The sequence below is a fragment of the Micromonospora sp. NPDC050686 genome, from assembly GCF_040654475.1.
Lineage (GTDB): Bacteria > Actinomycetota > Actinomycetes > Mycobacteriales > Micromonosporaceae > Micromonospora.
This window is the reverse complement of the sequence record NZ_JBFAID010000028.1, coordinates 1-20,258: the sequence shown is the minus strand read 5'-3', so window position 1 is coordinate 20,258 and position 20,258 is coordinate 1. Positions and strand designations below refer to the sequence as shown.

Here is a 20,258-nt window from a genome sequence, read left to right as displayed (position 1 = left end):
GCGACCACGAGCCGGGCCGAAAACAGCGCCATCGAGCCGGCGCGTGGCCCGGGGCACCGGCCCCGGGCCACACGCCGGTCACCGCGGCTGCGCCGCCGACTGGGCCACCGGGTGGAAGCTCGACCGGCCGGAGCCCACCTCGAAGATCGCCCGCCCGTCCTCGATGCCGATGAAGGTCGCCCGGCTCGGACCGGCGGCGCGGTAGGACCGCCCGGCCTCCACCGGCAACGCCACCCGAGCCGTGACGTTGACCGGCACCTCGAGCTCGACCCGCATGCCCGCGCCGACCCGCCGCCAGTCCAGGGCCACCGGACCCCGCTGGGTGTGGACGGTGCCCGCCGCCCGAGTCAGCCCGACGGCCGGCGGGACGACGTCCACAACGGCAGCCCCCGGGCTCGACGTACGGATGCCGAGCATCGCCTCCTGCACGTCCACCAGGGCCTGCGCACCCCAGCCGTGGGACTGGCTGAAGTTGGTGCCGGGGTCGAGCGTCCACGCCTCCCAGGTGAAGGTGCCGCCCTGGGCGAGGATGTTGGCCCAGCCCAGGTCGTCTGCGTTGGTCAACAGCCGGAGTACGGCGTCCGGCCGGCCGGCGTCGCTGAGCGCCTGCAGCAGCCAGTGGGCCGTCATCGGGCCCTGCTTCATGCCCATCGAGGCGAGGTGCTCGGCCAGCACCGGGTGGTCGGCCGCCGGCGCCACGCCGTGGGCGACCGCGTACGACGTCGAGTGCTGGCCCGCGTGGCCGCTCTGCTCGCCGGTGGACAGGAGTCCGTCGATGTAGACTCCGTCGGCCCGGCGCAGCTTCGCGTTCATTGCGTCGGCGAGGTCGGTGGCACGTCCGTCGTAGGTCGCCACCTCGCTCCGCGGTCGACCGAGCGTCTCGGCCATCCGCGCGGTGGTGCGCAGCACGTCCACGCTCTGGGCGTTGATGGTCGTCCGTGCGGCGGCGCTCATGTCGTACCCGAACCGGCCCGGCTCCGGCCAGTCGACGATCCCGAAGCGGTAGGCGCCACTGCCGCCGGACAGGTCGGTGACCAGGCCGGCGGCCGGACCGGTCGACGGGATGTGCCGCAGCACGTAGTCCGCCGTGTCACGGATTGCCGGGTACGCCTCCGCGAGCAGCGCCTCGTCGCCGGTCTCCTGGTAGTAGCGCCACACCCAGTCGACGAACATCAGCGAGTAGTCGGGAATGTCGCGCTTTCCGTCCCCGTTCGGATAGACGGCGTTGTACCGGCCGACATCGCCGCCGGCGTTCCAGTACCGCTTCGCCGACCGCAGGAACTCGCGGATGGCCTGCTGGGTGGCGTCGCGTTCGCCGAAGGCCGCCATCGTGGCGTAGGAGATGTCCGCGGCGTCACCCAGGAACTGGCCCTTCTCCCGGCTCGGCGTGTCGACGAACGCCTCCTGCACCGAGTAGATCGCGGACCGCTTCATCAGCTCCCACACCTTGTCGAGAATGGGGTCGGAGCTGGCGAAGCTAGCTTCCCGGCCGTTGGGAACGTCCGTGTGCACCACCACGGCGGAGATGTCCTCGAGGACGATGTCCTCGCCTGCTCCCGGGATCTCCAGGTAGCGGAAGCCGAGGTGGGTGAACGCCCGGAACTCCTGCTCGCCGTCCTTCTGGGTGTACGGGTAGCTCATGTCGGTGCCCTGTGACAGCAGGGTGGAGGTGGCGACCCGGCCGGTGTCGGTGAGGTTGTAGCCGGCCCGGACGGTGACGGTGCGGCCGGCGACACCGGCGTCGAAGCGTACGGCCGGGCGGGCGGGGATGACCACACCGAAGTCGGCGACCACGGTGCCGTCCTCGGCGGTGCTCACCGCCACTGGCGCCACCGTCGTCTCGGCCAACCGCGTCTCCTGCCCGATCAGGTGGGAGTAGGTCGCGTTCGGATGCGCCCCGACCACCTGCGCGGGTGCCCAGGGTGCCGCGCTGTCGTCGTACCCCGGCTGCGTCCACCCGACCACCTCGGCGCGCGCGTCCTGCCGCTCGATCCGGTCGCCCTCGCCGTTGCGACGGCCGGAGCCGTCGGGGAACAGCGTGTCGCGGGTGACCCGCCATGAGTTGTCGGTGACGAACACCTCCCGGGAGCCGTCGGCGTGCTCGACCACGAGCTTCATGAGGAGCCCACGAGCACCCGTGGGACGGCCCTGGCCGCTCCCATACCAGTGGTAGCGCACACCGATCGTGAGCGGTTCACCGGCCGGCACCAGGGCGGTGACGTCGGCGGCCTGGTAGTAGTCCTCGCCCGGATAGCCGAACGACGTGCCCCGATCGGCCCGCCGCCCGTTCAGGTACAGCTCGTAGGTGTGATCCGCCGCCGTGTACGCGCGGGCCCGGACGACCGGGCTTGCGCCCACCCGCACCTCGGTGCGGGCCAGGGTGTAGTCGTCGGCTTCGTTCGTGGCGCGCCGGATCCAGCTCGCACCGTCCCACTGCGCGTCGGAGATGCCGGTCTCGAACTTCCCGGTGCCGGCCGGGGACTCCCGGTCGCTGCGGTCCCACGTCCGGACCGACCACTCGTAGGCGGCGCCCGCCCGCAACGCCGGCCCCCGGTAGGGCACGTACGACTGCTGCCCGGACGCCACCTTGCCCGAGTCCCAGACCACGTCGCCGCCCGCCTGCGAGACGGTGAGTCGGTACGCGGTCTGCACCTCGCCGGGGTCGCGGTCCTGCGGCAGCCAGCTGAACCGCGGCATCCCCTCGACGTTGAGTGGGTGGGCACGGTCGTCGACCGTCAAGGCGGCCGGAACCGATGGTGCGTGTCCCGGCGCGGCCGTCGCCTGCGGCGCGCCGGTGAGCACGCCCCCGGCGATGGTCGCGGTGGCAACGAACGCGACGACGCGGGGACGGATGGACGCTCGTGACATACGTGTTCCTCTCCCTGTTGGAGGTCGGAGGCCGCCGGCGGGCTCAGTTCCGGCGGTCGGAGGTGATCACGGTGCGGCCCGGCTCGACCGACGTGACGACGAGCCGCCCGTCGGTCACCGACCTGCGGGGGGCGCGCCCCTCGGAGCGCACGTGCAGGGCCCGGGGGTCGGCCACACCGAGCTGCGCGAGGTCGAGTTCGATACGACCGGACACGTTCGCAGGGAGGGTGACGGCCAACCGGAACCCGTCGCGGCGGTCGAGCGAGACCTCGACCGGGCCCCGCATCGTGGGCACCTTCGACCGCAACCACTGCAGTGGACCGGGCTGCGGGGCGACCAGCACTTCGCGGGCGCTGGGGGCGAGTGGCCGGACACCGGCGACGAACCGCGGCACGATGTTTGCCGGTGCGGACCCCCAGGCGTGCGAGAACGTGGTGTTCGGCTTGATCGACGGATCCCACGCCTCCATGACGATGGTGGCGCCCAGGTCGTCCATCATGTGCAGCCAGGAGGACTGCTCCCGGCTGGTGAGCAGGGCGTGGGCGGCATGCCCCAGGCCGGCGCGGTAGAGCGCCTCGAGCAGGAACTGGGACCCGTAGACGCTGACCCGCATGCCCCGCTCGGCCAGCCACTCCCCCAGCGCGCGCACGTCGCGGTCGTCCGCCATGCCGAGCGCCACCGGGAACGCGGTCGCGTGCTGGGCGTGGTGACCGGTGCCCGCCCCGTCGCGGTAGGTGCCGGCGGTGCGGTCGAGCAGTTGCGCATCGGCCGCGGCCCGTAGCCGCGCGGCAAGTTCGGCGTAGCGCTGTTCGTCGGCGCCACGGCCGAGCACGCCGGCGATGCGGGACAGGGCGCCGAACGCCGCGTACTGCCAGGCATTGATGACGGTGTTGACCCGGGTGAAGACGTAGCCGTCGCGGTTGCTGGCCGGCCAGTCGACGAGGTCGGCGTTCGACTGGCTGGAGCTGCCGGGGTTCTTCTCGACGAGACCGGAGGCGTTGAGCGCCTCGTCGAGCTGCCGATCGACGAACAGCTCGTAGTCGGCGGCCAGGTTGGTGGCATCACCGGTGGCAAGGTAGTCCTCCCACGCGGTGATCACGGTCTGCAGGCGGTACTCCGCCGGCCAGGTCGGGCGGCGGGCCAGGTACGAGATGGAGTACCTGGCCAGCGCGAAGGAGCGCTGGGTCGCGTACTCGGAGAGCTGGTTGATGATGGCGTCGCCCTCGTATGGCCCGCGCTCCCGGGTAGGTGTGTCCTGGTAGAGGTCCTGGCGGGTCGCCTCGATCGAGTACCGGCACATCTCCCAGACCCGGTCCAGGTCGGGGTCGGAGCTCTCGAACGCGGCGTCGTCGTCGTTCCACGGCAGCTTCAACACCGCCGCCTCGACGGCGTCGCCGAGGTCCAGTGCGGGGTCGGCGACGAGTTCGACCCACCGGAAGGCGCGATAGCCCCAGTGCTCGAGCTGCTGCGGGCCGTCCCGCAGCGTCCACACCTCGCGGTAGGTCTGACCGGCCCGGAGCTGGTAGCGGGCGCCGGTGGCGGTGCGTTCCTCGCCGAGCCGGACCTCCACCGTCTGACCCGCGGTGCCGGTCACCGACAGCCGGATGCCGCCGACGACCGCCCGCCCGAGGTCACACAGCCACCGGCCCGGTCCGAGCTGCTCCACCGCTGCGGGTCGCAGGTAGGTGTAGGCCATCGCGTTCAGCCAGGCCGGTTCCAGGCGTCGGGTCAGCGGCACGGCAGCGGCCGGCTCCCACGCGTCGTCGTCGAACCCTGGGGCGCTCCAGCCGACCGGCTCATGCCGGGCATCGATGTATTCCTGCGGCGCCTGGTAGTACCCGCCGCCGGTGAAACCCGCCGACGGCCGCCAGCGGCCGGCCCGCCGGGCCCGCCAGTGCTCGCCGGTGGTCACCACCTGGCGGCTGCCGTCGGCGAAGACCACGACCAGTTCGGCGAGGAACGCCCGCTCCTGCGACGAGTAGCACAGCGCGGCGAACGCGTTGCGTCCCGGAGCCAGGGCCGCCGTCACGTCGTGGGTCTGGTAGCGCGCCTCACCGGCCATCGCCCGCACCGGCCCGACACCGGCGACGGTGTCGTTGAGCCACATCTTGTAGACGTACTGCCGAGCCGGTTCGGGGGACTGTCCGGTCGCGTAGACGAAGGCCGCGGCCACCGGCTTGTCCGGCAGGTCGAACTCGGTGCGCAGCACGGCCCAGTCGTTGCTCTCGCCCAGCGCGGCGAGCAGGGATGCACCGCGGTCGAGAACCAGGTCGCCGCCCGTGACCGTGCCGCCGACGAAGACCCCCGGGCCGGTGACGAAGTCCTCGTCGACCAGGACCTTGCCGGTCGGATCGGTGAAAGAGACCGAATGGTAGCGCTGCGACTCCGTGCTGCCGTTGCGCATGCCGATCCCGCCGGTGGCGTACGTGCCGTCGACCGTCGTGTCGATCAAGGTGCCGTCGAGGTACGTCCGGATCGTCGGTCCGCTCAGTTCGATGCGGAGCCGCACCGGTACGCCGGTGGGGACCGGAAGCCCAATCGGCTGCTCCCTCAGCACCGTGTAGGTGCCGTTGCGCTGCACGTGCGTCTTGAGCACGCCGGGCGAACCGGCACGCAGCTGCCACAGGTAGTTGTTGGACGCGTTCTGCGCACGGAACCAGAGGCTGGCGGCGACGGAGGTGACGGTGACCGAGGCGTCCAGCACGCCGTCGGTCAGGGACACCGAGCCGTCCCGCGCCCAAACCGGTGTCGCGGTCCAGGTGTCGCCGGCAGCGGTGACCACCTGCTGCGGCTCGGACCAGTTCGAGACGAGGTCGGGGGTCGTCCAGGTCCGGACCCGCCAGTGGTAGAGCGACGCGGGCCGCAGCGTCGGGCCGCCGTACTCTACGGCGACCGAGTCGCTCGCGGCGACCCGGCCGCTGTCCCACACCACACCGCCGTCGGCCAGCAGCTCCTGGCGGGTGTGTGCGACCTGGACCTGGTACGCGACCTGGCGGGGCGCGGGGCCCAGCGCCGGCACGATCCAGCTCAGCCGCGGCCGGCCCGCGGACACGCCCAACGGGATGTCCAACAGGGACGTCAACAGGCCGGACGGTGCCGGACCGTCCGCCGGTACGGCTGCTGCCGGTGTACCGTCCGCAAGCCCCGCTGCTGGCGAGGTGGCGGCGCCGACCGCGACGGCGCCGGTCGTGGTGAGCAGACGCCGCCGCGTCAGACCCGCGGCGAGGCGGGCATCAGGCTCCTGCACAGTCTTACCTCCAGGTCAACCGCTGTCATGTCGCCGGTTCCGACCGGCTCACGAATCGCCAGGTCCCCGGCCCCACCGTGTGAACGAGGTAGCCGGGCGCCATCCGCCGCGCAGAGACCAGCCCACCCGGCGACGCCTCCACGTCCTTGGCACGCTCGGCCGGAACGTGCACCTCCGCGGTCGCCCCGACGGGCACCTCGACGGTCAGCAGAAACTCGCCGTCCGCGCGCCGCCACGCCGACGACACCCGGCCCCGGACCGTATCCATGCCCAGGGAGGCCGACGACACGGCGCTGCGCGCGTCCGGACGGACGACGAACCGCTCCCAGCCGTTGGCGGCCGGCCGCAGTCCCGCCACGTTCTCGAACAGCCACTGGACGACCGTTCCCTGGAAGTAGTGCTGCCGCGACCGGGACGACGTCGGCCACATCTCCCACATCGTGTCGGCGCCGTTGTCGACCCAGTAGCCCCAGCTCGGGTACGTCCGTTGCAGCGCCACGCGGGCCGCCACGTCGGCACGGCCGTGCGCGGTCAGCACCGGCAACAGGACGCTGGTGCCGAGACAGCCGGTGTTGAGATGCCAGCCGCGCGCCTCGATGTCGGCCACCAGGTTGTCGACGACCGCCTGCGCCATGTCGTCGGGCACCAGCCCGAACGCCAGCGGTACGGCATTCGACGTCTGCCGGTAGCCGGGGTCCCGATCGGTCCGGTACAGCCCGCGCGACCGGTCCAGGAAGGTCTCGTTGAGCCTGTCGCGCAGGCCGGCCGCCGCCTGCCGGAACCGGACCGCGTCCGCGTCGCGCCCGGTCAGCTCCCCCACCTCGGCGATCGAGATCAGCGCCCGGTGCAGGTACGCGGTCGCGGTCAACCGGGTGTCCTCCGGCGGGTTGCCCCCGGTGCCGGGCGACAGATAGTCGCCGAGCGCCGTCACGGCCAGCCCGTTCTGCAGCCGCCCCAGTTCCCAGTCCAGGTAGTCGACCACCGGCTCCCAGTGGTCGCGCAGCAGCCGGTCGTCGCCGTACCACCGGTGCATCTCCCGCAGCAGGTACGGGTAGACCGTCGTCCACTCCGGCGCGGGCGCCAGCTCCTGGTATCCCCACCCACCGCTCGGCACGATCACCGGCACCTGCCCGGAGGCGACCTGGCTGTCGCGCAGGTCGCCGAGCCACTTGGTGAAGAACCGGGCCAGGTCGAGCTGGCCGGCCATCGTCGACGCGGCCACCTGCGCGTCGCCGGTCCAGCCGTTCTTCTCGTACATCGGGGTGTCGGTGGGAATGCCGTGCAGGTTGTTCCGCACCGTACGGTGCATCATCCGCTCGAACTGCTCGAAGAGCGGCTCGCTGCACCGGAACTCCCCGGCGTCGCGGACGTCGGAATGCACCACCTGCATCGTCACCGTGCCGGTGGTGGCCGCCCCGGGCAGCCCGTCCAACTGGACGTACCGGAATCCCTTGTACGAGAAGCGCGGCTCCCACACCTCCTCGCCGCCACCGCGAGCGATGTACTCGTCCTGCTGAAACCGTCCACCCTGGACATGGCCTGTGGAGGCCTCGACGGTGCCGTCGGCGCGCAGCTTCTCCCCGTACTGGAGGCGGATGCTGGTACCCGCCGCGGCGGTGGTCCGCAGCCGCACCCAACCGGCGGTGGTCCGGCCGAAGTCGGCCACCCACACTCCAGCCCGCGGCGAGGTCAGGCGCACCGGTGCCACGCTCTCGATCACGCGGATCGGCTCGTGCTCCTGTGCGGTCAGGGTGCCGGCCGGGGCGTCCAGGACGGTCGCGCGGTCCCAGGCGGAGTCGTCGAAGCCGGGCGCCGAGAACTCCGCGAACTCCCGCCGCGCGTCGTAGGTCTCCCCCGCGAAGAGCGAGTTGGACCGGGTCGGGCCCGCGGTGACACGCCAGGCGTCGTCGCTGACGACCTCGGTACGCGAACCGTCCGGGTGCTCGACGACCAGCCGCGCGAGCAGCCGGGGCTCTCCGTGCCACGGCGGCTCGTGCCAGCGCCACACGTTCCGAGTGGTCATGCCGTAGAAGCCGCGCCCGAGCTCTGCACCGAGGACGTTCTCTCCCTCGTCCAGCAGGTCCGTCACGTCGTGGGTCACGTACAGCACGGTCTCGTCGTAGTCGGTGAACCCAGGGTCGAGCACCGACGTTCCCACCCGCGCCCCGTTGAGCTGCAGCACCTGGTAGGCGAGGCCGCTCGCATACAGCCGGGCGCGGGCCACCGGCTTGGTGAGCCGGAACGCCCGCCGCAGCAACGGCGCCGGCTTCTCGTCCACCGGTGGCTCGATCCCGCTCCCCCACGGTCCCTGCCCGTACGGCGCCAGCACGACGACCGGCGACCATGCTGCGTCGTCGTGGCCGGGCTGCTCCCAGCCGGGCTCGTTGGTGCCGGCCGTCCGCCATCCGCCGTCGGTGACCAGGACCAGTTCCCGGCTGTCGGCAGTACGGACGACGAGTTTCGCGATGAGGCCGCCCGGGTTGACCGACGCACCGCCCCGGTTCGTGGCGACAGCGGCCACCACCAGGTCACCACCGAGCGCATGGCGAACGTGAGCGGTCACGTCAGCGATGCGCGCGGTGCGCCACCCGTCGGTCTGCTGGGGGGCGGAGAGGGTGAGCTGGCCGTTCAGGTACGCCGTGAAGTCGTCGTCCGCGGACATGATCAACCGCGCGGACGCGACCTCGAGGCCTGCAGGCAGGCCGAGCCGGCCACGGAACCAGCGCGGCCCCACGGGCGCGTTGTCGACGGTCGCACCCGGGCCCCAGATCCACGACGAGCCGACCATGTCGAGCGCCCGCGGTTGGGGAACGGTGACGTTGCCGCCCCACGGCCCCTGGCCGTACGGGGCGAGGACGGCCACCGCTGCCCAGCCGCTGTCGTCGTACCCGGGCTCCTGCCAGCCGGGGCGTTCGGTGTCGCTGCTGCGCCAGGTGCCGTTCGTGCTGCGCACCAGACGCTCCCCGGCGGCGGTGACCAGGACGAGCTTCCCGACCAGCCCGCCCGGATTCACCGACGGGCCCGGCCGGTTGGTGGCCACGGCCGCCACCACGAGGGCGCCGCCGACGGCGGCCCGGGCGAGTTCGGTGACGTCGGCGACCTCGGCGCTGCGCCAGCCGTTCGTCTGCTGCGGGGCGTGCAGGATCTGCCGGCCGTCGACGTACGCGGTGTAGTCGTCGTCAGCTGTCATCACCAGGTGCGCGGCGACGATCTCGGTGCCGGCGGGGACGTCGAGCCGCCCGCGGAACCAACGTGTCCCGGCCGGCGCGTTGCTCGCCGTCGCGCCCGGCGACCAGATCCAGGACGCGCCGGTGAGGTCGAGCGGCGCCTGCTCCACGTCGGGTCGGGCCCCGATCCACCGGGCCGCGCCGAAGCCCTCGCCGAGCAGGCCGGTCTCGAACCACGCGGGGCGAGCCCAGTCGGTCACCCGGCCCTCGGCGTTCCACACCCGCACCGTCCAGTGGTAGCGGGTCCGCGCCGCCAGCGGCGGCCCCGCGTACGCCACTGCGACGGCCTGCGGGGACGCCACCCGGCCCGAGTCCCAGACGTCGGCGGCACCGGGCGCGAGCCGACCCCTGCTGGTGGCGACGAGTACCTGGTAGGCGCTCTGGGTGGCGCCGTGCCCCGGCGCGGTGGCCGTCCAGGACAGCCGGGGCTGTCGCACGTCGGTCCCGAGCCGCTCGCCGGCGTACTCGGTGGTCAGCCGGTCCAGCGCGAGGGGTCCGGCGCTGGCCGAGGGGGGCGGGGCGGCCGCCGCCGGCGCGGCGACCGTGGTGCCGATCGCGATGGCTCCCGCACCGGCGACGCCCAGGCCGAGGAACGAGCGGCGGCCGAGCCCTGCGTCCGGCTCGCCCGGCATCGGGGGTGGTGTCTGCGCCATGGTCTTCTCCTCGAAAAACTTCGGACGTGGCCGATGGGCGGATTCAGGGCAGGTCGCCGGCGACCGGGCGGGCCGGCACCGGCATCGACCAGACGTCGGCGATCGACGGGTCGTAGCCCTCGCCGGTGTCGCGGAACCGCACCCGCACGATGCCGTCCTGGGTGGCCTCCGGCAGGTCCACGACGAACTGGAAGCTCACCGTGCCGGCCCCGCCCGCGGTGCGCCGGTACGAGCGGGAATGCATGACCGCACCGTCGACGACGACCTCGTAGTCCTTCAGCTGCGCCTGGTCGTACGTCTCCACCGCCCGCAGGACGAACGGTCGGCCCGGCTCGACGGCGAGGTCGAACTCGAACCAGCCGCCGGGGTAGGTGACGTTCGTGTAGCGCCGCGTCCGCCCGGCCTCGACGTTGGTGCCCGAGTGGGTCGAGGCGGTGAGCTTGTGGGCCTGTTCCGAGGCCGCGTCGCCGAGGTCGACGTGGTCCAGCGCGTCCGGCGGCGGGTTGTCGAACCGCACCGGCACGGTGAGGCTGCGGCGCTCGGCGTCGGTGGCCCCGGTGGCGACCGTGACACCGGCTGGCCCCTCCGTCACCGACAGGGGTGCGGTGAGAGCGGTCGTCACGGCGGTCTCCGTGCCGGGAGCCAGCTCGTACGACCTGGTTGCCGGCTCGACGTTCCACCCGTCCGGCGGCGTGGCGGTGAGCTTGCCCGCCACCGGCGCCGTCGAACGATTGCGCAGTACGGTACGCACCGTCGTCGTGCCACCGGGCGTGACCTCGGCCGGCTCGGCGGTCGTCGACACGATGACCACCGCGGGCACCGTGGTCAGCGACCCGGCGATCGGCACGGTCGCCGTACCGCCCTGGTGGCGGTAGCTGGCCGACCCGGTCACCGGCACCGTCGACGGCGACTGATCGGCCGGGACCCGCAGGTCGTAGCTGTGCCGTACGGCCGCTCCCGCGGCGACCTCCGTGTCGTGGCTGCCCACCGGCGTCACGGTCCAGTCCTCACCCGCCTGCACGGTCGAGGTCACACCGGTCAGCGGCTTCGCACCGCCGTTGCTGATCACGACCGTCGCCCGGACCAGATCGCCCGGGAGCCGCTCGCCCACCGGAAGGTCCAGCTTCGCCACCGCACCGATCAGCGCCGACGATGCGGCGGAGAGCCGCTGGTCGACCCGGCCGAGCAGCGAGTTGAACCGGTCCGCGGTCGCCGCGGGCATCCGACCGGCCTTGACCTGCGTACGCAGCCACCGGTCGAGGTCGGCGGCGGTCGCCAGGGCGCGGTGCACATCGGCCGCCGTGGCGGGCGCATCGCCCGTCGCGTACGACGTGCCCGTCTTCGCCGTTTCGGTGGTGAGCTTGGCGAGCTGGGCGCGCAGGTGCTGGGCGACGGACGGGCGGAGGTCGCCGGCCAGCTCGTCCACCAGCGCGACCGCGCCCCGTACCGCGTCGGCGGCCTCGCCGAGGTCGCCGAGCACCCGGTCGACCGCGAAGGCGTACGAGCCGGAGCCGATCTCGTAGACCGCCGCGCCGCCGTCCAGCTCGACGAACCGCACGCCGTCGGCCTGCTCCGCCGGCCGCCCACCCTCGGTGACCGCGTGCCGCCATGGTGCGGCGATGCGAACGGTGGCCGTGGTGTTGGCGGGGACGGCCACGTTCAGGCGCATGTCTCCCCGCTCGTCGAGCTTCCAGTCGGTGCTGATGACGCCGTGCATCGACCGGTACGACGCCCGCGCCCAGGTGAGGTTCCCCCCGGGCCGGGGCGCGATCGTGACGTGGGCGTAGCCCGGGTTGCGCGGGTCGGGCTGGATGCCGGCGACGGTGCGGTACATCCAGTCACCGACGGCGCCGTAGGCGTAGTGGTTGAAGGAGTTCATCGACACGTCGCCGAAGCTGCCGTCCGGCATGATCGAGTTCCACCGTTCCCAGATGGTCGTGGCGCCCTTGGCGATCTCGTAGCCCCACGACGGGTAGGTGTCGTTGAGCAGCAGCCGGTAGGCGACGTCCAGGTGCCCGGTGTCGCTGAGCGCGGGCAGCAGGTCGGGCGTGCCGAGGAAGCCGGTGGCCAGGTGCCAGTCGTGCCGCTCGACGTTGGCGACCAGCCGCTCGGCGGCCCTGGCCCGCAACCCGTCGGGCAGCAGGCCCATGCCGATGGCCAGGACGTACCCCGTCTGGCTGTCGCCCTGGACCGTGCCGTCGGCCGCCACGTACGCCTCGACGAACGCCTCGGCGATGTCCCTGGACAGCGCCGTGTAGCGCGCGGCGTCGGCGTCCTTGCCGATGGCGGCCGCCATCTCGCCGAGCAGCCGGATGCTGTAGGCGTAGTAGGCGGTGCCGAGGACACCGGCGGGGGTCGAGTCGTCGAGGTTGAGCCAGTCCAGGTACGGCCCGGCGTTGGTACGCCGGTTGCCGGAGCTGGTGTTCTGCAGCCAGGTGGCGTAGCGCACCATCGACGCGTAGTGCTCCTCGATGACGCGGGTGTCGCCGTAGCGCTGCCAGAGCGTGTGGGGAACGGTGATGCCGGCGTCCGCCCAGCCGGTCGCGCCGTCGCCACAGCAGACGCGGGGCGCGACGTCGGGGTAGGCGCCATTGGCCGACTGGGCGTCCCGCAGGTCCTGGAGCCACTTGGTCAGGAACGTCAGGCTGTCCATGTTGAACGTGGCCGTCTCGGCGAAGACGTTGATGTCTCCGGTCCAGCCGAGTCGCTCGTCGCGGGCGGGCGTGTCCGTGGGGATGGAGAGGAAGTTGCCCCGCTGGCCCCAGGTGATGTTGCTGTGCAACTTGGTCACCATCGGGTTCGAGGTCTCGAACTGGCTGGTCAGTTCCCCGTCGGTGTGCATGACGAGCCCGGTCACGGTGCCGAGGTCGGGGGTTCCCGGGTAGCCGGTCAGCTCGACGTAGCGGAAGCCGTGGAAGGTGAAGGTCGGCTCGTACGTCTCGGGGCCGCCGCCGGCGAGCCGGTAGTAGTCGGTGGCCTTCGCCGAACGGAGGTTGGCGGTGTAGGCGGTGCCGTCCGGGTTGAGTACCTCGGCGTGCCGGATGCGCACGGTCGTGCCGGTCGGCCCGTCGACCTTGAGCCGGACCTTGCCCACCATGTTCTGGCCGAGGTCGAAGATCCAGGTGCCGGGTGTGGGCTGGGTCAGGGCCCGGGCGGGCAGCTCCTGCACCACCCGGACGGGCGGGTCGACCTGGGCGACCAGCTTGGCGGTGGCGTCGGTGTCGTCGACGGTGGCCGGTGACCAGCCGGAGTCGTCGAACCCGGGCCGGTCCCAGCCGGCCGGCAATGTCCGGGCGTCGTAGGTCTCACCGTGTATCAGGTCGCTCTGCAGGAACGGGCCGGGCGTCGCCCGCCACGTGCCGTCGGTGCGGACCGTCTCGGTGCGGCCGTCGGCGTAGTCGATGACGAGTTGTGCGCTCAGGTGCGGCCGGGACCCGTAGTTGTCGGTGCCGAACCAGGCGATCGTGCCGGAGTACCAGCCGTCACCGAGCATGGCGCCGAAGGCGTTGTCGCCCTGCCGTAGCTGGCTGGTCACGTCGTAGGTCTGGTACTGGACCCGCTTGGCGTAGTCGGTCCAGCCGGGTGCCAGTTCGTGGTCGCCGACGCGCTGGCCGTTGAGGGACAGCTCGTAGACGCCGAGCGCGGTCGCGTAGACCCGCGCCCGGGAGATCTCGCCGTCGACCCGGAAGCCGCGGCGCAGCAGCGGGTTGGCGTCCAGCGCTGTCAGCATGGCCTCGGTGTCGCCCGAGACCCGCAGGCCGGTCGGGGTCGGGGTGCCTCCGGCGAACGGGTTCTCGCCGTCGGTGAGCGGGGCGGCGAACAGGGTCTGGTCGCCGCTGGTGACCGAGAAGTTGGAGAAGACGCCGGATTCGGTCCCGCTGGAGCGCAGGCCGACCGACCCGGAGCGGTGCGCCCCGCTGGTGGTGACGTCGACCTGGACGTCGTCGACCCAGGTGGTGAAGGTGTCGCCGTTGGCCGTGATGCGCAGGGTGTGCGGGGCGGTGAGCTTGTCGGCCGGGACGATGTCGCTGAGCGGCACCTCCTTGATGACCGCCCAGTTCCCGGCGGTACGTACGTGCGGCCGGAGCTTGGGTACCCCACCGGTGATGGAGAACTGCCACATGTAGGCGTTGCCCGGGCCGCTGGCCCGGAGGAAGATGCCCACCGCGTCCTTCTCCAGCCGCACCGTCGTCCGCACCGTGTAGTCGGTCCAGGACGCGGTGGGCGAGGCGAGGCCGATCCAGTCGGCCTGCCAGCCGTCGGGGCCCTTGACGCCGGTCTCCCAGTAGGCGGGCGTGCTCCAGTCGGAGGTCCGTCCGGCGGTGTCCCAGACCCGGACCTGCCAGGCGTAGCGGGTGCGGGGCTCCAGTGCCGGGCCCGCGTAGGCCACCAGCGAGCTCTGCCGGGAGGTGACCCGCCCGCTGTCCCAGACGTCTGGGTCATCGAGCCGGTCCGGGTTGGTGGCCACCCGCACCTGGTAGGCCTCCTGGACGACGCCGCGGGCGGAGGCGCTGATTGTCCAGCCAAGGCGTGGTTTCGGGGCGTCCAACCCGATCGGGTTCGTCGCCCGCTCGGTGGTCACGTCGCCGATCGTCAGCTGCGGCGCCTCCGGCGCCAGCGCGGCGGCCGGACCTGCTGGGAGCACGAGCCCGGAGAGTGCGACGAGCAGCGCGAGTACGGCGCACCGTCCGGCTCGGAGACGTCCTGCTGGCACCATGCGCCGGCTCCTGTCGACGATATGAAACGTTCTAACTACCTCGAAGTGCATCCTTCACAATGGGCGCCGCCAGGATCAATGGATGGGCATGGCCGGATCCGGCCAACGAACGTTCCCGGGTGACCCCTCGGCCGACCTCGCCGCCCCGGCCCCCGGCATGGTCGCCCCGCCCGAGGCGTGCTGTTACGGGGTCAACACGACCAGCAACGGAGTACTGATCTGGACCGGTGGGCGCAGGACAACCACGCCGAACACGTCGGCGGGGCCGTCGTGCAGCTGGTGGCCGCCTACGGCAAGGCTGTGAAGGCACGGCCGCGGCCGAAGCTGGAGCGAGCCTTGCGGGACCTGGCAGCCTGGGTGCGAAATCTCGACCCGGAAGGCAACATCGTGGTTCGGAAGGCACCCCAGTGTCTTGGCGGTGGCCAGCGCGCTACGGGCTGGCGCCCCCCGGAAGCGAAAAGCGGTGGACAGCACTGCCCGCGTCCTCAACACCCCCGGCAACCAGACGGTCAAAGAGCTCATCAAAGCCGCACAAGCCCGATGTGCGCGACTACGAGGACCACTTCGTCCGGCACCGGCCCCACCAGAGCCTGGAGCAGCATCCACTACGACCCCGACGCCCTCGCCGGATCGACGAGCCGATCCGGCGACGCCGCGTCCTGGGCGGCGTCATCAATCGTCGAGCCGCTTGATCCGCCAGGCAAATCTCCAGCACACAGCCCTAAACAAAGTTTTGGCACGGTACGGGCCGGAATGATTCGGCCGAAGCGGGGTAGCCGGCGCCGTGATACGGCGGCGAGGCGTGGACCTGACTCGGTATGAAGGAACAGAGGGTGGCATGACGCCGCCGCCGCACTCGCGGCACCTCCTGCCGGCGGACAGCCGACGCCTGTCCGTGGTCACGTTCGTCGGCATGGTCGTCGCCTACCTGGTCGTGCTCCACGGGCTGGCACTGACCCTGACCAGTGGCCTGGAAACGAGGTACGCCGCGCCCAGAACGCTGAACGAGATGTGGCGCGGCATCACAGTTCCGGAGGCGGTCTCCGTCGTGCTGGTGATCGCGGCCATCTCCTGGCTTCGCTGGTGGCCGCCGGTCCTGCGGGATAACCATCCGGTCCAGCGCTGGGTCGTGGTCGTGCCCATCGGCATGGCGACCTGCGCTCTCATCGTGACCGACTACGGCGTCCTCGCCACCAAGGGCGCCACCTTCACCCTGACACTCCTGCTCTCCGCGCTGCTGATCGGCGCCAGCGAGGAACTGATGTTCCGTGGGCTCGGGGTGACCGTGTTCCGCTCCACCGGGTTCACCGAAGGAAAGGTCGCCCTGTGGTCCACGGTCATCTTCGCCCTCGCCCACGCCACCAACCTGCTCGCCGTAGGTGCCGTAGCCTTCGCCCAGGTACTGACCACCATGGTCGCCGGCTACTTCCTCTACCTCATCCGGCGCCGCTCCGGCGGCATCACCGTGCCGGCCATCATCCACGGGATGTGGGACTTCTCCCTCATCTCAGCCCAGGTAATCCCGGGCAAGCCCTACCTCCTCTCACTCCTGGCCATCGTCACCATGGCGGTCCTGGCCATCGTCGTACTGGCACGCCGGCACCACATCGAACCAGTCACCGCCCAGCAACCCTGACGGCCGGTCGTTGGCGCACCAACGCCGGCGCGGATGGGCCTGTCTCGCTAACGGTTCTTCCGGCCCCCAACAACGTCCACCACCAGTGGCGCCAGGCTCGCGTCGACACCGAATTCGACTGGGTCACCCCACACACCTTCCGCGAGACCGTCGCCACACTCATCAAGGAAGAAGCCGACACCAAGAGCGGCGCGGCACAGCTTGGACACTCCAGCGAAGAGGTCACCACCACCTACTACATCGCCAAACCCGTCCAGGCCCCGGACGTCTCCGACGTCCTGGAACGCCTCGCCGCCAACCCGGACGGACCACACCCACCCGCACCACACAACGATGCACACCGATGACAAAACTTGGTTGCCGTACCGAACCGGCTGTGGGTCGCCGACGCCACCCGCATCCCGTGTGGTGAAGGCGTGTTCTGGCTGGCCGCGGTCCGTGATGCGTTCTCTCGGCGGATCGTCGGGTGGAAGACCTCCGACCGCTGCGACACCGACCTGATCCTCGCCGCCCTCGAGTACGGCATCTGGTCCCGCGACGTCCGCGACGGCCAGTCGATTCATCACAGCGATCGGGGGGTCGAACTACACGTCCTTCCGGTTCGCGGAACGCTTGCAAGGCAACGCGATCCTGCCGTCGATGGACTCCGTCGGCGACTCGTTCGACAACGCGCTGATGGAAAACTTCTGGTCGGTTGAAGATCAAACTCGTCTACTGCACGAGCTGGCGCCCCCGCGACGAGGCCGAGAACGGGTGCCGCCATCTGATCCGTAGATTCCCAAGGCCACTCCGCAGCCGCCCCGCAACGTCCGCGTCGCCCTGGTCGTCGCGCTCTCGGCCGCATTGCTGACTCGCTGGCTCAGGCGGGGCGGCGGGTCATGTGCATGTGCCAGTTGGTGATCCAGGTCTGCTCCCCGTCCAAGGAGAACGCCTGCTCCCAGTGGGCGCTGTTCTCCGTGATCTCCGACCAGATGAAGCGAGCCCGGATCTTGCGGCCGTCGTGCTCGTCGTCTCCGTGGAAAACGCCGGTGCCGTCCGGGCCGAATCGGCCGGTAACGGGTGGGAAGAGAATGCCGGTGCGCTTGCTGGCCCAGTACAGGGACCAGGCATCGACCTCCGGGTCGTACAGGCGCAGGGTCAGACCGGCGAAGCCCTTCGTCGGGAAGGTGATCTCGTCGAAACTGGCCCGGCCGTCGAAGTGCACCGAGGCGCGGGTGACGCCGGGGAACTCCTCCCAGCGATCGGCGCCCTCGGCGGGGTCGAGGAAGTCGGTGCGCCACCGGTTGACGACGTCGTAGGTGCCGGTGAAGAAGCCGAATGCGGTGCTGTTGTCCATGTCCCGCAGGTTAGGCACCCTCCCCTGACATCTTTTGTCAGTGGGCCGGGATAGATCCTCCGGCGTGCGCGCTAGCCGACTTGTCTCTCTGCTCCTGCTGCTGCAGAACCGGCGGAACGTCAACCGGCGCTTCGAGCAGCTGCGTGCGGCTGCCGGCCTGGACTGGCTGCACCTGCACGATCTACGGCACGCGTTCGCCACGTTCCTGCTCGACAAGGGCGAGGAGCTACGCACGGTGATGGAGCTGCTCGGGTACTCCACGATCTGGATGACGGCCGACACCTACGGGCACGTCCTGCCGGCGCGGGCTCGTCAGGCTGCCTCGGCCATCGATCGCGTGCTGGGCGAGGAGGGGTCGGCTGACTTCCTACTGACGCTCCAGCCTTGCCCGCCGGCCTTGTTTACGAAGCATGGCGTCCTCAGTCTGCCGCCCATGGTCAGCCCGGCGGCGTGGGTGCCTCAGGCGGCTTTCCAACTGCCCGGCGAGCGTCGGCGACGGCGATCGCGAGCAGCGCCACGGGCACTGCGGCGACCACCGTCAGCGGCGGAGCGAAGGCCAGCGGCACGGCGAGCAGCAGCAAGGCAGCAATGCCGAGCAGTCGGTGCCTGGATACGCGGGAGAAGACAACCCACTCCAGCGACGTGCGGCCCGCCACGTACAGAGCCGGGCCGCCGAGCATCAACGCAAGCCAGGACTTGTACGTGTGGCCGCTCGGGTGCTTCTGCACCAGTTCATTGCCGATGGCGGTGGCGGCAACCCCGATGATCATAAGCAGATGGGCGGTGCCGGCTACTCGGCCCAGGCTGGCGGGACTGGCGGCCGACTTGACCGCCGTCCCGAACAGCTCACCTGCTTTGTAGAAGTAGATGCGCCAAAGCAGCACAGCGGTGATGAACGCGATCACCAGCCCAAACGTCTGCGCCAGGCGTGGGTTCCCGGGCGTCTCGGTGTAGGCGATCCCGACCGCGAGGATCGTCTCGCCGAGCGCGATCAGCACCAACTGTTGGTACCGGTCGGCGAGATGTCCGGCAGAGGACTCCCAAGCCAGGATGCGCTCCCGTCCCTGCCACGGCACCCACCAGCCCAGCCGGGCTGATCCGTACTCGATGACGATCGCGAGCGACCAGAGCAGCATCCTGGCCGTACCGTGGGCGGCGGCACCGAGCAGCCACGCCACCGCGGACACGCAGAACCAAACCAGGATTCCCCAATAGAGGCGCTGTAGCCAATGTGAGCGCAGCGCCAAAGCGACCACCAGCGCCCGGCCGGCCTGGAGCGCGACGTAGACCCCGGCGAACATCCACGCACTGCCGTCGAACGCCTTCGGCGTGAAGATGCCCAGGAGCAGCACACCGAAGGCCGTCGCCAGCACCATGACCTGTACCGCCAGGCGGCGGGGCTCGAAGCGCGCCGTGCTGTAGGCCGTCATTGACCAGACCCAGATCAGCGGCAGGATCAGCAGCAGTGCCTGCAGTAACCTCGCCCACCCCCCTGCACCAGAGGGGGAAGACGCCAGTTGCGAAGTGCTGGTAGCCACCACTCGATTGAGAGCGAAGACCAGCACAAGATCGAAGAAGAGTTCGACGAAGCTCGTTTCCTGCTTGCTTCGCTCGCCCCGGAGGAGCCTCACCCCCACACCTGTGGCCGCACCAGCACTTTCCATGCGAGCCATTCAATGCCGGAATGCCGCCGCGCGAAGGACGATTGCCGGCATCCGAGTACTCGTTCCTGAGCATGGCCCTCGGCTGGCCTTCAACTGGCCGGCCCAGACGGCCCAGCGGCGGCCCCAGGACCGGTCATCGCCGGCATGTCGCACGGTCAGCTTGGGAACCGCATTGATCACCGCTCGGGTGGTCGTCCCACCTGGTTGCCGAGCGCGGAAGGAACGTTTCGCTGCCCTGCGACAGGCCGCTGTTGACCCCTGTTGACCGGTCCACCAGGCACGGGTCGGGCACGGTGTCGACGACGCGCTGAGACTGACCCTCTAGCGGCGGATTGGGACTGACCCCTCCGAGGCTGGAGGGGTGATCGCATTGGAAGATTGGGCTGAGATCCGTCGGCTGCATCGGGCCGAGGGTGTTCCGATCAAGGAGATCGCGCGCCGGCTGGGTTTGGCGCGTAACACGGTCCGTTCGGCGCTTCGGGCCGAGGCGCCGCCATCGCGTGAGCGCGGCCCCCGCGGTTCGCTTGTGGACGAGGTCGAGCCGCAGATCCGGGCGTTGCTCGCGGAGTTCCCGCGGATGCCGGCGACGGTGATCGCTGAGCGGATCGGGTGGACGAAATCGTTGACGATCCTCAAGGACCGGGTTCGGGAGCTGCGCCCGTTGTTCGTTCCACCGGACCCGACCGACCGAGTCGAGTACGACCCGGGCGAGGTCGCCCAGTGCGACCTGTGGTTCCCACCCCAGCCGATCCCGGTTGGCGGTGGGGCTGAGCGGATCCTGCCGGTGCTCGCGATGACCTGCGGGTACTCGCGGATCACGGACGCAGTCATGATCCCCAGTCGGAAGGCCGGAGACATCCTGGCTGGGATGTGGGAGATCGTGGCCGGGTGGGGCGCCAGTCCACGGACC

9 protein-coding genes and 1 pseudogene are annotated in these 20,258 nt (G+C 70.9%); 4 read left to right on the top strand and 6 right to left on the bottom strand.

Annotation, left to right across the window (positions count from 1 at the left end; translation table 11 throughout):
- Window positions 1–78: 78 nt before the first annotated feature.
- The 4 genes from AB0H57_RS18895 to AB0H57_RS18880 all read right to left on the bottom strand — a co-directional run bounded on the left by AB0H57_RS18895 (window position 79) and on the right by AB0H57_RS18880 (window position 14,640).
- Window positions 79–2,868, bottom strand: a complete 2,790-nt coding sequence (locus tag AB0H57_RS18895) for a family 78 glycoside hydrolase catalytic domain (RefSeq protein ID WP_357508075.1) — start codon at window positions 2,866–2,868, stop codon at window positions 79–81.
- Between the two features lie 43 nt (window positions 2,869–2,911).
- On the bottom strand, window positions 2,912–5,950 hold the full coding sequence (locus AB0H57_RS18890; protein ID WP_357508073.1) for a family 78 glycoside hydrolase catalytic domain: 3,039 nt from the start codon (window positions 5,948–5,950) through the stop codon (window positions 2,912–2,914).
- A gap of 190 nt (window positions 5,951–6,140) precedes the next feature.
- Window positions 6,141–9,995: a family 78 glycoside hydrolase catalytic domain gene (locus AB0H57_RS18885; protein ID WP_357508071.1), complete on the bottom strand. Its 3,855-nt coding sequence runs from the start codon at window positions 9,993–9,995 to the stop codon at window positions 6,141–6,143.
- Window positions 9,996–10,038: 43 nt separating this feature from the next.
- Complete coding sequence (locus AB0H57_RS18880) at window positions 10,039–14,640, bottom strand: family 78 glycoside hydrolase catalytic domain (RefSeq protein WP_357508069.1); 4,602 nt, start codon at window positions 14,638–14,640, stop codon at window positions 10,039–10,041.
- Between the two features lie 910 nt (window positions 14,641–15,550).
- On the opposite strand from AB0H57_RS18880, the gene AB0H57_RS18875 reads away from it, so the two are divergent.
- Window positions 15,551–16,348: a CPBP family intramembrane glutamic endopeptidase gene (locus AB0H57_RS18875; RefSeq protein WP_357508067.1), complete on the top strand. Its 798-nt coding sequence runs from the start codon at window positions 15,551–15,553 to the stop codon at window positions 16,346–16,348.
- A 353-nt stretch (window positions 16,349–16,701) separates the two neighbouring features.
- Window positions 16,702–17,046 (top strand): DDE-type integrase/transposase/recombinase, encoded by a 345-nt coding sequence (locus tag AB0H57_RS18870; protein WP_357508065.1) that lies wholly within the window; start codon window positions 16,702–16,704, stop codon window positions 17,044–17,046.
- A 161-nt stretch (window positions 17,047–17,207) separates the two neighbouring features.
- On the opposite strand, the gene AB0H57_RS18865 is transcribed toward AB0H57_RS18870, so the two are convergent.
- The gene (locus tag AB0H57_RS18865; RefSeq protein WP_357508062.1) at window positions 17,208–17,684 is read right to left on the bottom strand and encodes a hypothetical protein; all 477 of its coding nucleotides are present in this window, start codon (window positions 17,682–17,684) and stop codon (window positions 17,208–17,210) included.
- A 40-nt stretch (window positions 17,685–17,724) separates the two neighbouring features.
- Here AB0H57_RS18865 and AB0H57_RS18860 point away from each other — a divergent pair.
- Window positions 17,725–17,973, top strand: a pseudogene (locus AB0H57_RS18860) (tyrosine-type recombinase/integrase); the annotation flags it as partial.
- Between the two features lie 148 nt (window positions 17,974–18,121).
- On the opposite strand, the gene AB0H57_RS18855 reads toward AB0H57_RS18860, so the two are convergent.
- Window positions 18,122–19,315 (bottom strand): low temperature requirement protein A, encoded by a 1,194-nt coding sequence (locus AB0H57_RS18855; RefSeq protein ID WP_357508060.1) that lies wholly within the window; start codon window positions 19,313–19,315, stop codon window positions 18,122–18,124.
- 394 nt (window positions 19,316–19,709) lie between these two features.
- Here AB0H57_RS18855 and AB0H57_RS18850 point away from each other — a divergent pair.
- A partial coding sequence (locus tag AB0H57_RS18850) for a sigma factor-like helix-turn-helix DNA-binding protein (protein WP_357508058.1) occupies window positions 19,710–20,258 on the top strand: 549 nt, incomplete at its 3' end.

Excerpts from the sequence above, each read along its gene's own strand:
- AB0H57_RS18895 (WP_357508075.1), bottom strand. The coding sequence starts at position 2,868 with ATGTCACGAGCGTCCATCCGTCCCCGCGTCGTCGCGTTCGTTGCCACC.
- AB0H57_RS18875 (WP_357508067.1), top strand. The coding sequence starts at position 15,551 with ATGACGCCGCCGCCGCACTCGCGGCACCTCCTGCCGGCGGACAGCCGA.
- AB0H57_RS18885 (WP_357508071.1), bottom strand. The coding sequence starts at position 9,995 with ATGGCGCAGACACCACCCCCGATGCCGGGCGAGCCGGACGCAGGGCTC.
- AB0H57_RS18865 (WP_357508062.1), bottom strand. The coding sequence starts at position 17,684 with ATGGACAACAGCACCGCATTCGGCTTCTTCACCGGCACCTACGACGTC.